The 15370-nt window shown below is 60.7% G+C and carries 14 protein-coding genes, 1 tRNA gene and 1 riboswitch; of the genes, 8 read left to right on the forward strand and 7 right to left on the reverse strand.

All coding sequences use genetic code 11. The annotated features are described in order from the left end of the window. Nucleotides 1-147: 147 nt before the first annotated feature. The 3 genes from B0T39_RS22955 to B0T39_RS22965 all read left to right on the forward strand — a co-directional run bounded on the left by B0T39_RS22955 (nt 148) and on the right by B0T39_RS22965 (nt 3627). Nucleotides 148-921, forward strand: coding sequence for an AraC family transcriptional regulator (locus B0T39_RS22955; RefSeq protein WP_254894630.1), 774 nt, complete (start codon nt 148-150; stop codon nt 919-921). 80 nt (nt 922-1001) lie between these two features. Continuing rightward, on the forward strand, nt 1002-2243 hold the full coding sequence (locus B0T39_RS22960) for a GNAT family N-acetyltransferase (RefSeq protein ID WP_081550834.1): 1242 nt from the start codon (nt 1002-1004) through the stop codon (nt 2241-2243). Nucleotides 2244-2310: 67 nt separating this feature from the next. Continuing rightward, nucleotides 2311-3627 (forward strand): MFS transporter, encoded by a 1317-nt coding sequence (locus tag B0T39_RS22965; protein WP_081550836.1) that lies wholly within the window; start codon nt 2311-2313, stop codon nt 3625-3627. A gap of 68 nt (nt 3628-3695) precedes the next feature. Here B0T39_RS22965 and hrpA read toward each other — a convergent pair whose 3' ends face one another. Further along, complete coding sequence (gene hrpA / locus B0T39_RS22970) at nt 3696-7631, reverse strand: ATP-dependent RNA helicase HrpA (RefSeq protein WP_081550838.1); 3936 nt, start codon at nt 7629-7631, stop codon at nt 3696-3698. An 86-nt stretch (nt 7632-7717) separates the two neighbouring features. Then, complete coding sequence (locus tag B0T39_RS22975; protein WP_081550840.1) at nt 7718-8083, reverse strand: DUF5329 domain-containing protein; 366 nt, start codon at nt 8081-8083, stop codon at nt 7718-7720. Nucleotides 8084-8166: 83 nt separating this feature from the next. Further along, nucleotides 8167-8329, forward strand: a riboswitch (FMN riboswitch). Between the two features lie 93 nt (nt 8330-8422). On the opposite strand from B0T39_RS22975, the gene B0T39_RS22980 reads away from it, so the two are divergent. Beyond that, complete coding sequence (locus B0T39_RS22980) at nt 8423-9160, forward strand: class I SAM-dependent methyltransferase (RefSeq protein ID WP_081550842.1); 738 nt, start codon at nt 8423-8425, stop codon at nt 9158-9160. Between the two features lie 94 nt (nt 9161-9254). Further along, complete coding sequence (locus tag B0T39_RS22985; RefSeq protein ID WP_141111375.1) at nt 9255-10010, forward strand: N-formylglutamate amidohydrolase; 756 nt, start codon at nt 9255-9257, stop codon at nt 10008-10010. A 12-nt stretch (nt 10011-10022) separates the two neighbouring features. On the opposite strand, the gene B0T39_RS22990 is transcribed toward B0T39_RS22985, so the two are convergent. Together B0T39_RS22990 and B0T39_RS22995 are read right to left on the reverse strand one after the other, a co-directional pair. Then, on the reverse strand, nt 10023-10688 hold the full coding sequence (locus tag B0T39_RS22990) for an epoxyqueuosine reductase QueH (protein WP_081550846.1): 666 nt from the start codon (nt 10686-10688) through the stop codon (nt 10023-10025). Nucleotides 10689-10764: 76 nt separating this feature from the next. Then, nucleotides 10765-11976 (reverse strand): SpoIIE family protein phosphatase, encoded by a 1212-nt coding sequence (locus B0T39_RS22995; RefSeq protein WP_176219640.1) that lies wholly within the window; start codon nt 11974-11976, stop codon nt 10765-10767. Between the two features lie 264 nt (nt 11977-12240). On the opposite strand from B0T39_RS22995, the gene B0T39_RS23000 reads away from it, so the two are divergent. Beyond that, entirely contained in the window at nt 12241-12720 is a 480-nt protein-coding gene (locus B0T39_RS23000; protein ID WP_081550850.1) for a hypothetical protein, read from the forward strand. Between the two features lie 45 nt (nt 12721-12765). Further along, nucleotides 12766-12841, forward strand: a tRNA-Thr gene (locus tag B0T39_RS23005). 7 nt (nt 12842-12848) lie between these two features. On the opposite strand, the gene B0T39_RS23010 is transcribed toward B0T39_RS23005, so the two are convergent. The 3 genes from B0T39_RS23010 to B0T39_RS23020 form a co-directional block, all read right to left on the reverse strand. After that, nucleotides 12849-13832, reverse strand: a complete 984-nt coding sequence (locus B0T39_RS23010; RefSeq protein WP_217806323.1) for a tyrosine-type recombinase/integrase — start codon at nt 13830-13832, stop codon at nt 12849-12851. After that, the gene (locus B0T39_RS25985; protein WP_217806324.1) at nt 13832-14176 is read right to left on the reverse strand and encodes a helix-turn-helix domain-containing protein; all 345 of its coding nucleotides are present in this window, start codon (nt 14174-14176) and stop codon (nt 13832-13834) included. The genes B0T39_RS23010 and B0T39_RS25985 overlap by 1 nt, the downstream gene beginning before the upstream one ends. 206 nt (nt 14177-14382) lie before the next feature. Continuing rightward, complete coding sequence (locus B0T39_RS23020; RefSeq protein ID WP_081550856.1) at nt 14383-14643, reverse strand: hypothetical protein; 261 nt, start codon at nt 14641-14643, stop codon at nt 14383-14385. Between the two features lie 115 nt (nt 14644-14758). Here B0T39_RS23020 and B0T39_RS25350 point away from each other — a divergent pair, with 115 nt between their 5' ends. Further along, the gene (locus B0T39_RS25350) at nt 14759-15289 is read left to right on the forward strand and encodes a hypothetical protein (protein ID WP_141111376.1); all 531 of its coding nucleotides are present in this window, start codon (nt 14759-14761) and stop codon (nt 15287-15289) included. Nucleotides 15290-15370: the final 81 nt, after the last annotated feature.

Consider the following 15370-nt stretch of genomic DNA (forward strand, 5'->3'; position numbering starts at 1 on the left):
TTGAGACTTGTCATGGGGTTACTCCTGCGCTTGCGCGCTGTCTTGATGAAGATTCGCACCTCTATCAAAACGGGTAACCCCACCTATCGGCAAGGCCTGACTGTCAGATCAAATCGGAACTTCTACAACTCAGAACTGGACCAAGGCTTGCCGGAACCGGCGCCCATCCATCTGCGCTACGACCAACTGACGCCGCAGACGGAGTTTTCGCCGCACAGCCATCCCTGGGGGCAGTTGAACTGCATTAGTCTGGGAGTGATCGAGCTGAGCTTGATCGAGCCCGGCCAAGCCGAGCGAGCGATGGCGGCGCCGGCGGAGTTCCTGATCTGGGTGCCGGCCGGGGTTCGCCATTCCGCTTCGGTGCGTCAGGCCATGCGCTACACTTCGGTCTATGTGGGCGCCGAGCAGGCCGCCCGCTTGCCCGCCCATCCTTGCCTGATTCCGCAAACGCCCTTGCTGCGCGCCTTGTTGGAGGATTTCTGTCAGCGCGGCGTCACCGTCGTTCGGGATCCGTGGGACCGGCGGCAGGCCGAACTGCTGCTGGAGCGGCTGGCTCAGGCCGGCCACCAGGACAGCTATCTGCCGGACAGCCGTCATCGTCAATTGGCGCCCATCCTGGCCGCCATCCGGGATAATCCGGCCGATGCGGCCACCTTGGCGCAGTGGGCGCAGCGCGTGCACGGCACCGAGCGCACGCTGGCGCGCCATTTTCAACGCGAGCTGGGCATGAGTTTTGTCCAGTGGCGCAACCGGGTGCGCTTGCTAAGGGCCCTGGCCTGGCTGCGCGAAGGGCGTCCGGTGCAGGGCATCGCCGCCGACCTGGGCTACGGCACCGCGTCGGCCTTCATCGCCATGTTCAACAAGCAGTTAGGCTATTCCCCGGAGCGCTACCGGCGCTTGCTGACCGATGGCGCGCATTGAGGGAGGCTTGTTGCCCTTTTGGCATTGCGGCACACTGGAATGATTGTCAATCATAGAACCAGCCTTCTACGCCCCAAGCCATGAGCAAGAAAATCAAACAACTGGCCCGCCAACTGGGCGATGGCTGGAAGCTGCGCCGCCGCCTGCGGCAGGCCAGCGCGCTGAATTTCGCCTTCTCCGAGCGCATAGACTTTTTGAACGGACAACATTGGGATCAGCTGGCGGCCCGGCACGGGCTGCTGATGTCCCGCGATTACTGGCGCGCGCTGGAGCAGTCCGGACTCGCCAACTTCGAAGTGCGCTATGCGCTGGCCTATCGCGACGGCGAACCGGTGGCGGCGGTGGCGATGCAACTGCTGGAGGTGAGCCTGGAAACCATGCACGCTCACCCCGGCCCGCGTCCGGAAGGCTCGCTGCGCGCGGCGCTGGCGCAAAATCTCAAGCCCAAGCTGCAGCAACGGCTGCTGGTCTGCGGCAATATGCTCAGCTACGGCCTGGACGGCGCGGCTTTCGCCGAGGACCTGGACCCGCAGACCCGCTGGCAGGCGGTGGCGGAGATCCTCTACCGCATCCGCCGCGCGGAGAAGCTCAACGGCCAGATCGACTTCGTGCTGGTAAAGGATATGGACGAAACGGCGCGGGAAGACAGCCGGGCGCTGGGTAAGCTCAGCTACAGCACCTTGGAGACGGAGCCCAATATGGTGCTGCCGCTGGCCGAGGACTGGCGCGTTTACGAAGACTACCTAGCCGGCATGACCTCCAAATACCGCAGCGCCATCCGCCAGCAGATCTTCAAGCCGATAGCAGCCGCCGGTTGCGAAATCGGTGTGATGACGCCAGAGCAGGTGGACGCGCAGGCGGAGCGGATGCAAGCACTTTACCTGGCGGTGCAAGACAATGCCACGCTGCGGCCGGTGACGGTGAGCGCCGACTATTGGCGGCGGATGGCCGCGCTGGGGCCGGAGCGGGCGGAACTGCGCGGTTTGTGGCGGAACGGCGCGCTGCTGGGCTTCCTGCTGGTCTTGAAAGACGGCGCGGAAGTCACCGCCGCGCAGATAGGCTTCGACCGCGCCGCGGCCAAGGAACTGCCGCTTTACCTGCGCTTGCTGCACACGGCGATCGAGTCGGCCTTGGCCGCCGGCGGACGGCGGGTGATTTTCGGGCGAACCGCGCTGGAGCCCAAGGCGCGGATGGGCTGCCGGCCGGTGCCGACTTCGCTGTGGATACGCCATCGCCAGCCCATGCTCAATTCGCTGATCCGCAGCAACTTCGGCATCGTCCAGCACGAGGACGCGCCGACGATCAACCCCTTCAAAAAATAAACGCGCCGCCCTTCGCGCCACGCGGCGGGGAGGGCGTTCGCGATCTTGGTCGCGGAAAGGACCCGATATGACTCAAACCGCGAGCGCCGAAGCGGCGCACACGCGAAAACTGAACCGAAACGACTGCAAGACGCTGGGCTTGGCCTCGCTGGGCGGCGCGCTGGAGTTCTACGACTTCATCATTTACGTGTTTTTCGCCCTGGTGCTGGGCAAACTGTTTTTCCCGCAGGATATTCCGGGCTGGCTGCGTCAACTGCAGGTGTTCGGCATCTTCGCCGCCGGCTACCTGGCGCGGCCGCTGGGCGGCATCGTCATGGCGCACTTCGGCGATCTGTTCGGCCGCAAACGCATGTTCACGCTCAGCATTGTGTTGATGGCGCTGCCCACGCTGGCGATGGGCCTGCTGCCCACCTACCAGAGCATAGGGATATGGGCGCCGATTTTGCTGCTCCTGCTGCGCGTATTGCAGGGCGCGGCCATCGGCGGCGAGGTGCCGGGCGCCTGGGTCTTCGTCGCCGAGCACGCGCCGCCGCGCCGCACCGGCCTGGCTTGCGGCATCATCACCTCGGGGCTGACCATAGGCATTCTGTTTGGCTCCCTGATCGCGATGGCGATGAATCTGGCTTTCACGCCGCAGCAGCTGGAAGACGGCGCCTGGCGGATTCCCTTCCTGATCGGCGGGGTGTTCGGCCTGGTGGCGATGTATCTGCGCCGCTGGTTGCATGAAACCCCGGTGTTTAGCGAAATGCAGGCGCGCAAGGCGCTGTCCGCCGAGCTGCCGCTGAAGGCGGCCTTGCGCGGCCATCGTCTCGGCATGGCCGTGTCGATGGCGGCCACCGCGATGCTGTCGGTCACCATCGTGGTGGTGATTCTGATGACGCCCACTTTTTTGCAAAAACAGTTCGGCGTGCCGCCGGTGGAGGCCTTGTCCGCCAACAGCCTGGCCATCATCGCGCTGAGCGTGGGCTGCGTCGTCGCCGGCCTGGCGGCGGACCGCTTCGGCGGCGGCCCGGTGTTTACCGTGGGCAGCCTACTGTTGGGCGTCAGCAGCTGGTGTTTTTACCAGACCATGGGACAGGACGCGAGCTGGCTGCGCCCGCTGTACACGCTCACTGGTTTTTTCGCCGGCATCGTCGGCGCGGTGCCTTATCTGATGGTGCGAGCCTTCCCCGCGCCCATCCGCTTTAGCGGCCTGTCTTTTTCCTACAATGTGGCTTACGCGGTGGTGGGCGGCTTCACGCCGGTGCTGCTGTCGGTGTGGATGGAGGCGAGTTCGCTGGCGCTGGCCGGCTATCTGATGGTTTTCTGCTTGGTTGGCCTGGCGATGGGTTTGTTTTTACTGGCCTGGGGCGATAGACCTGGCTTGTCTCACCCGGTGCATTGAAGAGCCGGAAGCGCGCATAGAGAAACGGCGGCGTCCTTATCGACGCCGCCGTTTTGTCGTGCGAGTTTTTAACGAGGCAACTCGTTCCACAGCTTCATCAGCCGCTTAGTGGAAACCGGGTAGGGCGTTTTCAGCTCCTGGGCGAACAGGCTGACGCGCAGCTCTTCGATCTGCCAGCGGAAATCCAGCAGCGCCTGGGATGCGCCTTCGGCTTCGTTGTCCTCGGCCACCCGGGTTTCCCATTTCTGCCATAGGTCGCGAATTTCCGCGCCGCGCTGGCCGTCGCGCTGCGGGTTGGCCGGCTGCTTGTCCATGCGCAGGCCCATCGCGCGCATATAACGCTGCAGGTGTGGCAGATGGCTCCACGGCGTAGCGGCCAGGAACCCCTTGTAAACCAGCTTGGCCAATTGCTGCTGCAGCTCGTAGCCCAGCTTGTGCTTTTGCATCTTGACGCTGAGCGGGCCGTATTCCGAGGCCACCTGGCCCAGGTACTGGGTCACCGCCTGGTTGACCGCCGGCAGTCGGGTACGGGCGCGGGTTTTCTGGTCGTTGAAGGCTTTTTCGTTGCGCGGCAGCGCGTCGTCGCCAATGAAAGCGCGGTCGCAGATGCAGGCGATGGCGTCGGCCAGCAGTTCGTCGACATTGGCCACCGCGCGCAGCTGCAGACCCAGTTGGGTCATGCCGGGCAGGCCCTTGGACAGCTGCTTCATCTGCTCCTTGAGCTGCAGCTGCAGCAGCCGGATCACGCCCTGACGGTGATGGCGCTCGGCCACCAACTGGGTGTCGAACAGGCGGATCGCCACCTTGTCTTGCTCCAGCGTCAGCGCCGGGTAGCCGGTCAGCTGCTGGCGGCCGCGGGCGAACTGAATGCTTTCCGGTAGTTCGCCGAAATCCCAGCTGCTGACTTCGTCGCGCTCGAACTCCGCGCTGGTGTCGCGGAAGGTCAGTTGGGCCGCCTGGCCAAACTGCTTTTGCAGCGCCAGCAGGTCGCGGCCCAGGCCGATTTCCTGCTTGCCGTCGTCGATGACGCGGAAGTTGAACAGCAGGTGGGCCGGCAAGTCCTGGGCGCGGAAGTCATTGATGTCCACCTTGACGCCGCCGGTCTCGCGCAGGATGAAGCGCGCCAGCTGCGGCGCGATAGGCTGCTGCTGGTCCGGGTTAGTGCTGAGGAAGCGGGTGACGAAGTCCGGCACCGGCACGCAGCAACGGCGGATTTGCTTGGGCAGGCCTTTGATCAGCTGTTGCAGCTTTTCGCGCACCATGCCGGGCACCAGCCATTCAAAAGCCGCCGGTTGCAAGCGGTTGAGGATGGCCAGGGGCACGTCCAGGGTGACGCCGTCCAGCGGGTGATTGGGTTCGAAGCGGTAGCGCAGCTTGAGGCGGCCGTCTTCCAGCTCCAGCCATTCCGGGAATTGGTTTTCGGTGACATGCTGCGCGGCGTGGCGCATCAGTTCTTCGCGCGTCAGATGCAAGAGCTTGGCTTCGGTCTTTTCCGCCTCCTTGCGCCAGGCCTCGAAGCTGGCCGCGTCTACCACCTCGGCCGGAATCCGCTCGCTGTAGAAGGCGAACAGCGCCTCTTCGTCCACCAGCACGTCCTGACGCCGCGCCTTGTGCTCCAGCTGCTCTACTTCGCGGATCAATTGCTGATTGCGCTGGAAGAAGGGCGCGTTGCTGACGTAGTCCATATTCACCAGCGCGCCGCGGATGAACAGTTCGCGCGCTTCTTCCGGCGCGATGCGGCCATAGCTGACCGGCCGGCGCGGCACCAGGGTCAGGCCGTACAGGGTGACCCGCTCGCTGGCCACCACTTCGCCGCGGCTCTTTTCCCAGTGCGGGTCGAAGTAATGGTATTTGACCAGGTGCGGCGCCAGCTTCTCCACCCACTCAGGCTCGATCTTGGCCACGCAGCGGGCGTAGAGGCGGGTGGTTTCCACCAGCTCCGCCGCCACTAGCCATTTAGGCTTGGCTTTTTTCAGGCTGGAGCCGGGAAAAACGTGGAAATTGACGCCGCGGGTGCCTTGGTAATCGTCGCTTTCCTGGTTTTTCATGCCCAGATTGCCGATCAAGCCGGTCACCAGCGCCTTGTGCAGGTTTTCATAAGCGACGGCGTCCAGCTGCTGGCGCTTCTTCTGCGTCATCTGCGCGTCCGGCTGCTCGGCGTCGGCGTGCGCCTGTTCGCGCTTGATCAAGCCCAGCTCGCCGGCGATGTCCGCCAGCTGCGCGTGCAGTTCGCGCCATTCGCGCAAGCGCAGATGGGACAGGAAGTGCTCGTGGCAGGTGTTGATCAGCAGGCGGTTGGATTTCTTGTGCTTGAGCGCGTCGGAGAAGAAGTCCCACAGGTGCAGGAAGGACAGGAAGTCGGACTTCTCGTCGTTGAAGCGCGCCTGCGCGCGTTCGGCTGCCTCGCGCGCCTCGAACGGGCGTTCGCGCGGGTCTTGCACGCTCAAGGCGGCGGCGATGATCAGCACTTCGCGCACGCAGCCGAAGTCGCGGCCGGCCAGCAGCAGGCGGCCCACCTTGGGGTCCACCGGGATCCGCGCCAGCTCCTTGCCCACGCTGGTCAACTCCCCCTTGTCGTCCACCGCGCCCAGCTCGGTCAGCACTTGGTAGCCGTCGGCGATCAACCGGCTGCTGGGCGCTTCGAGGAAGGGGAAAGCGTCCACCTTGCCCAGCCGCAACGCCGCCATGCGCAGGATGACCGCGGCCAGGTTGGAACGGACGATTTCCGGATCAGTGAACGCCGGGCGCTGATTGAAGTCGTCCTCGCCGTATAGGCGCACGCAGATGCCGGCCTCGACGCGGCCGCAACGGCCGGCGCGCTGTCGCGCCGCCGCCTGGGAGATTTTCTCCACCTGCAGCTGCTCCACCTTGGCGCGCGGGCTGTAGCGGTTGATGCGCGCTTGTCCGGTGTCGATCACGTATTTGATGCCCGGCACCGTCAGCGAGGTTTCGGCCACATTGGTGGCCAGCACGATGCGGCGTCCGCCGGAGGGCTTGAATATCTTCTGCTGGTCCTCGTTGGACAGCCGCGCGAACAAGGGCAGGATCTCGTAGCCGCGAATACCTGCCTTGCGCAGTTTTTCCGCGGTTTCGCGGATCTCGCGCTCGCCGGGCAGGAAGACCAGCATATCGCCCGGGCCCTGGCGCGACAGCTCGTCGACGGCGTCGACGATGGCGCCTTCCATCTCCACTTCGCGCTCGTCTTCGTCGCGCTGCGCCAACGGGCGGTAACGCACTTCCACCGGATAGGTGCGGCCGGAGACTTCGATCACCGGCGCGCCGTCGAAATGGCGGGAGAAGCGGTCGGCGTCGATGGTGGCGGAGGTGATGATCACTTTCAGGTCCGGCCGGCGCGGCAGCAACTGTTTCAGATAACCCAGCAGAAAGTCGATGTTGAGGCTGCGTTCATGCGCCTCGTCGATGATGATGGTGTCGTAGGCTTCCAGGTAACGGTCGGTCTGGGTTTCCGCCAGCATAATGCCGTCGGTCATCAGCTTGATCACGGACTTTTCCGACAGCTTGTCGGTGAAGCGCACCTTGAAGCCGACGTGCTCGCCCAGCGTGGATTTCAGCTCTTGGGCGATGCGGCTGGCTACTGAACGCGCGGCCAGGCGGCGTGGCTGGGTATGGCCGATCAGTCCGTGAACGCCGCGGCCCAGCTCCAGACAGATTTTGGGCAGCTGGGTGGTTTTACCGGAGCCCGTTTCGCCGCAGATGATCACCACCTGGTGGCGCTCGATCGCGGTTTTGATGTCGGCCAGTTTTTGATTGACCGGCAAGGCGTCGTCGAAGTCGGGCTTGGGCAGATGGGCGCGGCGCGCGGCCACCTTGGCGGCGGAACGTTCGATCTGAGCCTGAATGTCGGCCAGTTGCTTGTCCGCAGGCTGGTTTTTCTTCAGCCGCTCGGCGGCGTCGCTCAGTTTGCGGCGCAAGGTGTGGCGGTCGCGGATCAGGCAGGAGGGCAGGTCGGCCTTGAGTTGGGCCAGCAGCTGGGCAGCAGTCATCGGGGAAAGAACACTGGATTACAGGAAAGCGGCGATTATAACAGCTGCGTGGCGCTGCGGCAGGCCGGGATTCCCGACCGACCGGCTTATTTGCGCTGGCGATAGCAGCTCAGCTCCGCTTTGAGCCAGGCCGCGCTGGCCACCGGCTGCGCCGCGCCGCAGCGCACTTGGTAGGCCTTGCCGCTGATGCTGCTCTGGGTGGCCGCGCGCTCGATGAAGCTTTCCGCGTTGCTGACCCAGTCCTTCTTCAACAGATACTGGTATTTGTCGTTCAGATGATCGCGGGCCTCTTTAGAGCCGTACCAACTGCCGTTGCGATTGAATTCACAGCCGGACTGGGCCAGATAGTCCAATAGATGATTGATTTCGTTCTTGGCGGCCGGAGTGGGCGCGGCGATGGCTGTGCCGGTGCTCAAACAAAAAAACAGCCAGATCGGCAGCTTCGGGGTCATGCTTCGCTCCATTGCAATCGGAATGCGCCGACTATGCGCGATGCGCCGGGGCTTGTCCAAGTTTTGTGCCGCCTTTATGCTGTGCCGGTCTTCAGGGCGGGGTGAAACTCCCCACCGGCGGTAAGCCGCGGCGAATGCCGGCGGCGAGCCCGCGAGCGCCGCGCTATCGTTTCCACGATGCGCGGGTCAGCAGATTCGGTGCGAAGCCGAAGCCGACGGTGAGAGTCCGGATGAGAGAAGACGCGCGCCAAGCCGTGAGCGGCCTGGCTCGCTTTTGCGCGTCGGCATGGCCGCGCGCCGCCCTGGAGCGCTTCCCTTAAGTCTTTACGGAGCCTCCACATGCAGCAAAACATCTACGACCATCCGGTCTTTTTCTCCCAATACCAAGCCTTGCGCGACAGCGACACGGGCTTGAACGGTGCCTTGGAGCAGCCCGCCTTGCGCGATGCGCTGCCGCCGCTGTCCGGCGCCGACGTACTGGATCTAGGCTGCGGCTTCGGCGATTTCGCCCGTTGGGCGCGCGCCCAAGGCGCGGCCAGCGTCACCGCGGTGGACTTGTCCGAACGGATGCTGGAACAGGCGCGAGCGCGCACTTGTGATTCCGACATTCAATACCGGCGCGCCGGCATCGAGGACTTTCAATCGCCGGCAGGCGCTTATGATCTGGCGGTGTCGTCGCTGGCCTTGCATTACGTGGCGGATTACGCCGCCGTGGCGGCGCGCGTGTTCGCCGCTTTGCGGCCCGGCGGCGTGTTCGCGCTGACGGTGGAGCATCCGATTTGCACGGCCAGCCCTCAGGGCTGGGCGCTGGACGCGGCGGGCGAGCCATCGCACTGGACGCTGGACGCCTACTTTCAGCTGGGCGCGCGTGAAACCCGCTGGTTCGTCGACGGCGTGATCAAGCAGCACCGCACGGTGGAAAGCTATGTGGCCGGCTTGCTGGGCGCCGGCTTCCAATTGCTTCATCTGGGTGAGCCCGTGCCGGACGAGCAGACACTGGCGCGTCAGGACGGTTTGCGCCCACACACGCGCCGTCCGGCCCTGTTGCTGCTAACCGCGCAAAAGCCGGCGCTCTAGCGCGGCTTTTCCGGGCCGGGGCGCAGAACCAAGCGGCGCCGGCCCGGTCCAGCAAAGATCGGGCATGCGGTCCGTGTTCACGGGGAGGGGCGCGGTGAGAGTCAAGTTGGCAGTAGGGGTTCTGGTCCTGGCGCTGTCGATGGCGTCCGCCGTCGGCAAATCGCCGCCGGCACGGGCCATCATCGAACCCGCTCACGTTGTAGAGGCCATCAAGTTGCAACAGGAGGCGGACGCCGCCAAGGACAAACCGCCGCAAAACGGCGAGCCTTGGTTTGCGGTGCGGGAAGGCGCGCGCCCCATCATTGTGACCGCGCCGCACGCCACCAGCCCGTTCCGCGAAGGACAATACCGCTTCTCCGACGGCGGCGGCACCGCGGCCTTGGCGGCGATGCTGCATCAACTGGCCGGCGCCACCGCGATCTACACCACCCGCGCCGCGCCGGCCGATCCCAATTACGACGACGACAACGCCTTCAAGCGCAAGCTGGCGGCGCTGATTGCAGATCGACGCCCGCTGCTGGTGCTGGACCTGCACGGCAGCCATCCATACCGGCCTTACGATGTGGACTTCGGCACTTTGAACGGAGCCTCGCTGCTGGGCAAGCCTGAATTGCAACAAAGACTGGAGATAAGCCTGCGACAACAGGGCCTGTTGAATGTCTCGGACAACTACTTTGCCGCCTCCAAGAACCAGACTATCGCCAAGTTCGCTTCCCGGCTGGGCGTACCGGCTATCCAACTGGAAATCAGCAGCACCTGGCTCACGCCTTCGGACGGAAATCTGGCCGCGCACCGCTTCGCCCAGCTCCTGCAGGCGCTGGTGCGCTATGCGCGCGAAATTGAGGAGTGAGACAGCGGCGCTTCAAGCCTGGCCGTCTTCATCGCCATAGTATTTGACGCCTAGACGAATGGGCGCGCGGCCGGCTTCGCGGCGCTGACGGTTGCTGTCGCGCAGGGAATAGGCGCAGCCGCAGTACTCCTGTTGGTAGAACTGTTCGCGTTTGCTGATCTCTATCATGCGCGCGGAACCGCCGCCCTTGCGCCAGTTGTATTCCCAATAGATCAGACCGGGGTAGCGCGCGGCCGCTCTCACGCCGCAGTCGTTGATCTGCTGCATATTCTTCCAGCGTGAAATCCCCAGAGAGCTGGTGATCACCGGAAAACCGTGTTCATGCGCGTACAGAGCGGTACGTTCAAAGCGCATGTCGAAGCACATGGAGCAGCGAACGCCGCGCTCCGGTTCGTTTTCCATGCCCTTGGCGCGCTCGAACCAGTTGTCGCGGTCATAATCCGCATCCACGAAGGGAATGCCGAACTGCTCGGCAAAGCGGATGTTCTCGTTCTTGCGCAGCTCGTACTCTTTCAGCGGATGGATGTTGGGGTTGTAGAAAAAAATAGTGAAGTCGATGCCGGAAGCTTGCATGGCCTCCATCACCTCGCCTGAGCAGGGCGCGCAGCAGGAGTGCAGCAGCACTTTTTCATGGCCGCCCGGCAAGGGCAGTGGCTGGCGCTCAAATGCTATAGTCATTTAAATGGGTTGCCGATTATGAAAAAGTCGAATTATGTTGCCATATGGCCATCGGATCAAGGCGGGGAACAGGCTCTTAGGCGTCGTGCCAGCGCGGGCGGCCCTGCGTCTCGCGTCCGGCATCTCCCTCCGGCTTGCTGGCATGCGCAGGCGAACGCACCACCAATAACGACGCGTCGTCCAGCATGGCTTCGTTTTGACGATGCCGCTGCAGCGCTTGCAGTACGGTATTGCCGATCCGGCCCGGCCAGCCTGCCTCAACCGCCTTTATCACGCCGTCCAGGCCGAACATCCGGCCATTGTCAGCCTGGGCCTCGGTAATTCCATCCGAGCAAACGACCAACGCATGCTCCGGGCGCAACACGCTGGTTTCCAGCGAGCGGTCGAACTGCCTCGCCGCCAAAATCCCCAAAGGAGGGTGTTCGGAGCGGAACTGCTTGATCTTGCGGCCCTGCGGATCGAACATCAGCGCGCAGGGAATGCCGCCGTTCCAGACCTGCAGGCATTTGGCGGCTGCGTCGATCGCAATGATGATGCCGGCCACGAAGCGGCCAAAAGGCAGCAGGCGGTGCAGCTTGTCGTTGATCGCCGCCGCGATGTCGCCCAGTGCGGCCTGCTTCTGAGCCAGGTCGTAAAAGCACTCCACTGCAGGAATGGCGCTGATCGCGGCGGTCAGACCGTGGCCGGTGCAATCGGCCAGCATCAAGTATTCTCGTCCGCCGGAACGCGCATAGCAGACCAGATCGCCGTTGAACTGCGAGGCGGGGCGCAAATGGCGCCAAACATGCGAGGGCAGCTCCAATTGCTGCCGGTTTAGGCGCTCAATCAGTTCCAGCGCGTAACTTTGTTCTCGTTCATTGTTGAGGAAGTAGCGTTCCAGGCGCACCGCATCCTGGTTGATCTGTCGCTGCATTTGGGCGATGCGCAAGAATACCTGGATCTTGGCCGTTAATAAGTCCGGACTAACCGGTTTGGTCAGATAGTCGTCGCCGCCGGCTTTGAGTCCCTCTATCAGATCTTTTTGTTGGCTCAGGCCCGTCAGAAAAATGATGGGTACCCAGTGTTCGCCGAACAATGCCCGCAACTCCATCGTGGCTTGCAGCCCGTTCATCACCGGCATGATGATGTCCATCAGGATTAAGTCGTAGTCGACTTCCTTGCATATGGCAACGGCTTCCCGGCCATTGCAGGCAAGATCGCATTGATACCCCAAGTCTTCAACAAAGGTACGGACCATCAGGCTATTGGTGGCGCTATCATCCACCAACAAGATTTTGGGCTGAGGCATGCTGTTTTCCATTGCGTGTCAGGAAAAGGAAAGCGAGCGGAGAAAACGAGTACAGCGCCAATTGCATTGGCATTGCACTGTGGGTATAGCATACGGGGGAGGCGATGGCGCGTTGCGGCAATAAAAATCAGTCCGCTCCGTGGGTTGAGTGTTGCCCGCCGCGATCAATTTCCGTCTAAGCGCGGGAAACACCGTGCTAGTATGCGGGTTTTGGCGGCGCAACGCGCGGCCCGTTTCATCCCAGAGAGCATTAGACCCCTTATCATGAAATTTGCGACGCACACCATTGCGCTGGCCTTGGGCCTGGCGCTGATCAGCCCGGCCAGCCTGGCCGAACCAGAAGACATGCCGCTGCCGGGCGATGTGCAGATGGCCCCGGCGAGCAAACCCGCGCGCAAGGCCCCCCCCGCTAAAACCGTTCAAACCGCTGAACCCGTGCGCTCCAGTCAACAAGCCAAGCCGGCGCGCCAGGCCAAAGGCAAGCCCAAGGCGAAATACGCCAAGCAGAGCAAACGTCAAGCCAAGGCTATCAGCGCCAAACAAGTGCGCCACGGCAAGGCGCCGGTCAAGCCAGCGGCAAAAAAATCGACGGTTAAGAAATCGACCGTCAAAAAGCCGCGTCACGCAGCCAAAGCCGCAAAGAGATCGCCGCACAAGGCCTCGGTTAAAAAAACCAGCAAAAACAAAACAGTTAGCATGAGCGCCAAAAAGACGCATAAAAAAGTCCAGAAAAAGACGCGCTGACGGCTTGCCAAAGCCATTGAGGCAAGACATAATACGCCTCTCTTCGCCGGTGTAGCTCAGTTGGTAGAGCACCTGACTTGTAATCAGGGGGTCGCGAGTTCGATTCCTGCCGCCGGCACCAATTCAGATCAAGGCGCTACAATATGTAGCGCCTTTTTCGTTATCTCCTCCAGCTCCCCAGTCAGGTTGACCTGTGACGTTTTTGTACCGTTGAGGACGGCGGATACAATCAGCGTATCGATGACATCCGTGTGGCCTCGTAAATGCTCTGGCGCCAAGTGCGCATAGCGCTGCACCATATCTAAAGAATGCCAACCACCTAATTCTTTCAAGGCGTGGAGTGGCACTCCTTCCTGAACAAGCCAACTAGCCCAAGTATGTCTCAGATCATGAAATCTGAAATTGTAGATCATTGCCCGCTTTAGCGCATTGTTCCAGCCTGTTTTGGCTTTGCTTTGCAACTTCTTACCACGGTAGGTGAATACATATCTGGGGTGCTTTCCAACTTGAGCTATCAGCGCCTCCAACGCTGTTTCATTTAATGGCATCCCAATTGCGGACTCCGCCTTGGCCTGATCCGGATGAATCCAGGCAATGCGTTTCACGAGATTGACTTGTGACCATTCTAAGTCGATTATGTTTGAATGCCTGAAGCCTGTTGCAAGAGCAAAGCGTACAATTGGTTGAAGGTGAGGGGCTAGTTCGGATAGCAGCCGATTAGCCTCTTCTTTTTTCAACCAACGAACTCGTATTTTGGGTTCCTTAAACCTCTTGAAGACCAACTGACGATCGATCCACTCCCATTCGTTTGTCGCCATATTCCATAAAGTGGAAATGAAAGCGATATAGCGGTTTTTTGTGGCTGCACTAACAGGCTCGCCTTTCTTTGGGCCAATCTCGTGAGTCAATAGTGATACAGCTTCCAACACTTCGTCACGGCGAATATCCCGTAGGGCGCGAGCAATAAAGAAAGGTGAGAAATAGGCGATCTTGGTTTTGTCGTCGTCGATGCTTTTTTTGTGAGCCTTTTCCCGTAGAAATCGGACGCAAGCTTGCTCCCATGTATATGCTGGCTTTTCTCCAAGTTTTTCAACACGCCATCTCTCTGCCATCAACTTATCGAAGAGTTCTTGCGCTTGGGTGCGGTCACGCGTCCCAAGAGATTGTCTAACTCTATTACCGCTTGGCGTTGTGAAATCGCACCACCAAGTCTTTCCGCGCTGATAGATCGACATACACCTGCTCCTTTCTCGTTTTCGTCGACCTGCGCCTCTTGCCGGTTTCCATTTTGGCTTTCCCGCAGATAGCTAACAAGATCAGACTTCAAAAATACCCATGCCCGGCCAACCTTCCTGCCATGCAACTTTTTTGCCCGAGCCAGTTGATAAACGGTGTCATCACAGCAGTGCAGGAACTCTGCGGCTTGGCTTACTCCCATCGTTGATTCGTCGTTCATGGGCATCCTTATAAAAGCGAAAGGCCGCCAACTGGCGGCCATCTGTTATTACTTTGCATCAACACCACAGCTTCACCGGTAGCTCAAAACTCACCCACTGGTGGAGGCACTGGCCCGACAAATACCCAGCCCTTCATGCCGTACTCGATGCCCTTCAAATTGCCGACCTCAATCAGCGCCCATTTCATGCCCGGACCGCAGCGTGCCTAGTAACGGTTGACGGGTTTCAACTGGTGAACGCCCAGGATGTTTTGCTGCCGAAGCTGAGCGATGTAGTGGGCAACGGCCGCGGCGTCTTGCCCCTCCGGCCAGCGCACGCCGCCGACGGTCATCTGCAGTGGAGTCTGGATATCGCGCTCAAGCTGCGTCGCGCGCGCGGAGGTGGCCAGCAACTCGTCGCGGTGCTCGCCGGCGCGGTCGGCAGCTATCTCCGCGTGCGCGGTGTCGTTCAGGTTCTGTTGCATCATGCTCACTCCCAATAAGTAAGGACCCCTATGGGGAAAGTGAGTTAAAATATGCCTTTTGAGTTGGCGGCATTCGCATATGGAACTATGTTTCGCTTCTTACATGACAAGCTCAGAGATGGCAGCTTGGGCCCAAGCTGCTGGGGTAATTATTGTGATTGGATTTTCATTCTGGCATGCAAATTACGAGAGAAATAAAATTAAAGTAGAAGAAATTAAATCAACGCTTTCGATTTTAAGCTCCATAAAAGAATACATCGATGATATAGGGGCGTTTGTAAAAACTAAAAATGAAGACAGTACGCCGAATGTAGAGCTCTATACAATTTATCAAATTGACATTCTGAAATCATACGGTTCGGCGGTGAAAGAGATTCCTCTCATGAGTTTGCGCTCAAATATTGCGGTAAAAAATGTAATTCTCCTATTTAAGCATTTGGAACTTCTTGGTGTTAATTTGGAATTGTATTTGGATCAAAATAAGGATCTGATGCCATTTTCCAAGAATAGGGCTTCAGGATCAAAACAAGACGGAGTAGATCGAAATAGAGTTACCCGTTTTGAAGTTTCATGTGGCAGGGTAATTCAGCAGATTGATCTCGCATCAACGGCGATTCATAAAATTTCAAATGAACTAACAAAGAACTGATTTGTGCTATTCAGTTTTGATTAACTTTGCATTTACATGTGGGCTTCGTTGACTGCGGCCAGAGCGGAGCTGGTGCCTGGT

Source organism: Chromobacterium haemolyticum, from assembly GCF_002081825.1.
In the GTDB taxonomy this organism is placed as follows: domain Bacteria; phylum Pseudomonadota; class Gammaproteobacteria; order Burkholderiales; family Chromobacteriaceae; genus Chromobacterium; species Chromobacterium fluminis.

Bases quoted from the DNA above. Each gene is read 5' to 3' on its own strand.
- B0T39_RS22960 (WP_081550834.1), top strand. From the start codon at position 1,002: ATGAGCAAGAAAATCAAACAACTGGCCCGCCAACTGGGCGATGGCTGG.
- B0T39_RS22965 (WP_081550836.1), top strand. From the start codon at position 2,311: ATGACTCAAACCGCGAGCGCCGAAGCGGCGCACACGCGAAAACTGAAC.
- hrpA (WP_081550838.1), bottom strand. From the start codon at position 7,631: ATGACTGCTGCCCAGCTGCTGGCCCAACTCAAGGCCGACCTGCCCTCC.
- B0T39_RS22975 (WP_081550840.1), bottom strand. From the start codon at position 8,083: ATGACCCCGAAGCTGCCGATCTGGCTGTTTTTTTGTTTGAGCACCGGC.
- B0T39_RS22980 (WP_081550842.1), top strand. From the start codon at position 8,423: ATGCAGCAAAACATCTACGACCATCCGGTCTTTTTCTCCCAATACCAA.
- B0T39_RS22990 (WP_081550846.1), bottom strand. From the start codon at position 10,688: ATGACTATAGCATTTGAGCGCCAGCCACTGCCCTTGCCGGGCGGCCAT.
- B0T39_RS22995 (WP_176219640.1), bottom strand. From the start codon at position 11,976: ATGCCTCAGCCCAAAATCTTGTTGGTGGATGATAGCGCCACCAATAGC.
- B0T39_RS23000 (WP_081550850.1), top strand. From the start codon at position 12,241: ATGAAATTTGCGACGCACACCATTGCGCTGGCCTTGGGCCTGGCGCTG.
- B0T39_RS23010 (WP_217806323.1), bottom strand. From the start codon at position 13,832: ATGGCAGAGAGATGGCGTGTTGAAAAACTTGGAGAAAAGCCAGCATAT.
- B0T39_RS25985 (WP_217806324.1), bottom strand. From the start codon at position 14,176: ATGAACGACGAATCAACGATGGGAGTAAGCCAAGCCGCAGAGTTCCTG.
- B0T39_RS23020 (WP_081550856.1), bottom strand. From the start codon at position 14,643: ATGATGCAACAGAACCTGAACGACACCGCGCACGCGGAGATAGCTGCC.
- B0T39_RS25350 (WP_141111376.1), top strand. From the start codon at position 14,759: ATGGCAGCTTGGGCCCAAGCTGCTGGGGTAATTATTGTGATTGGATTT.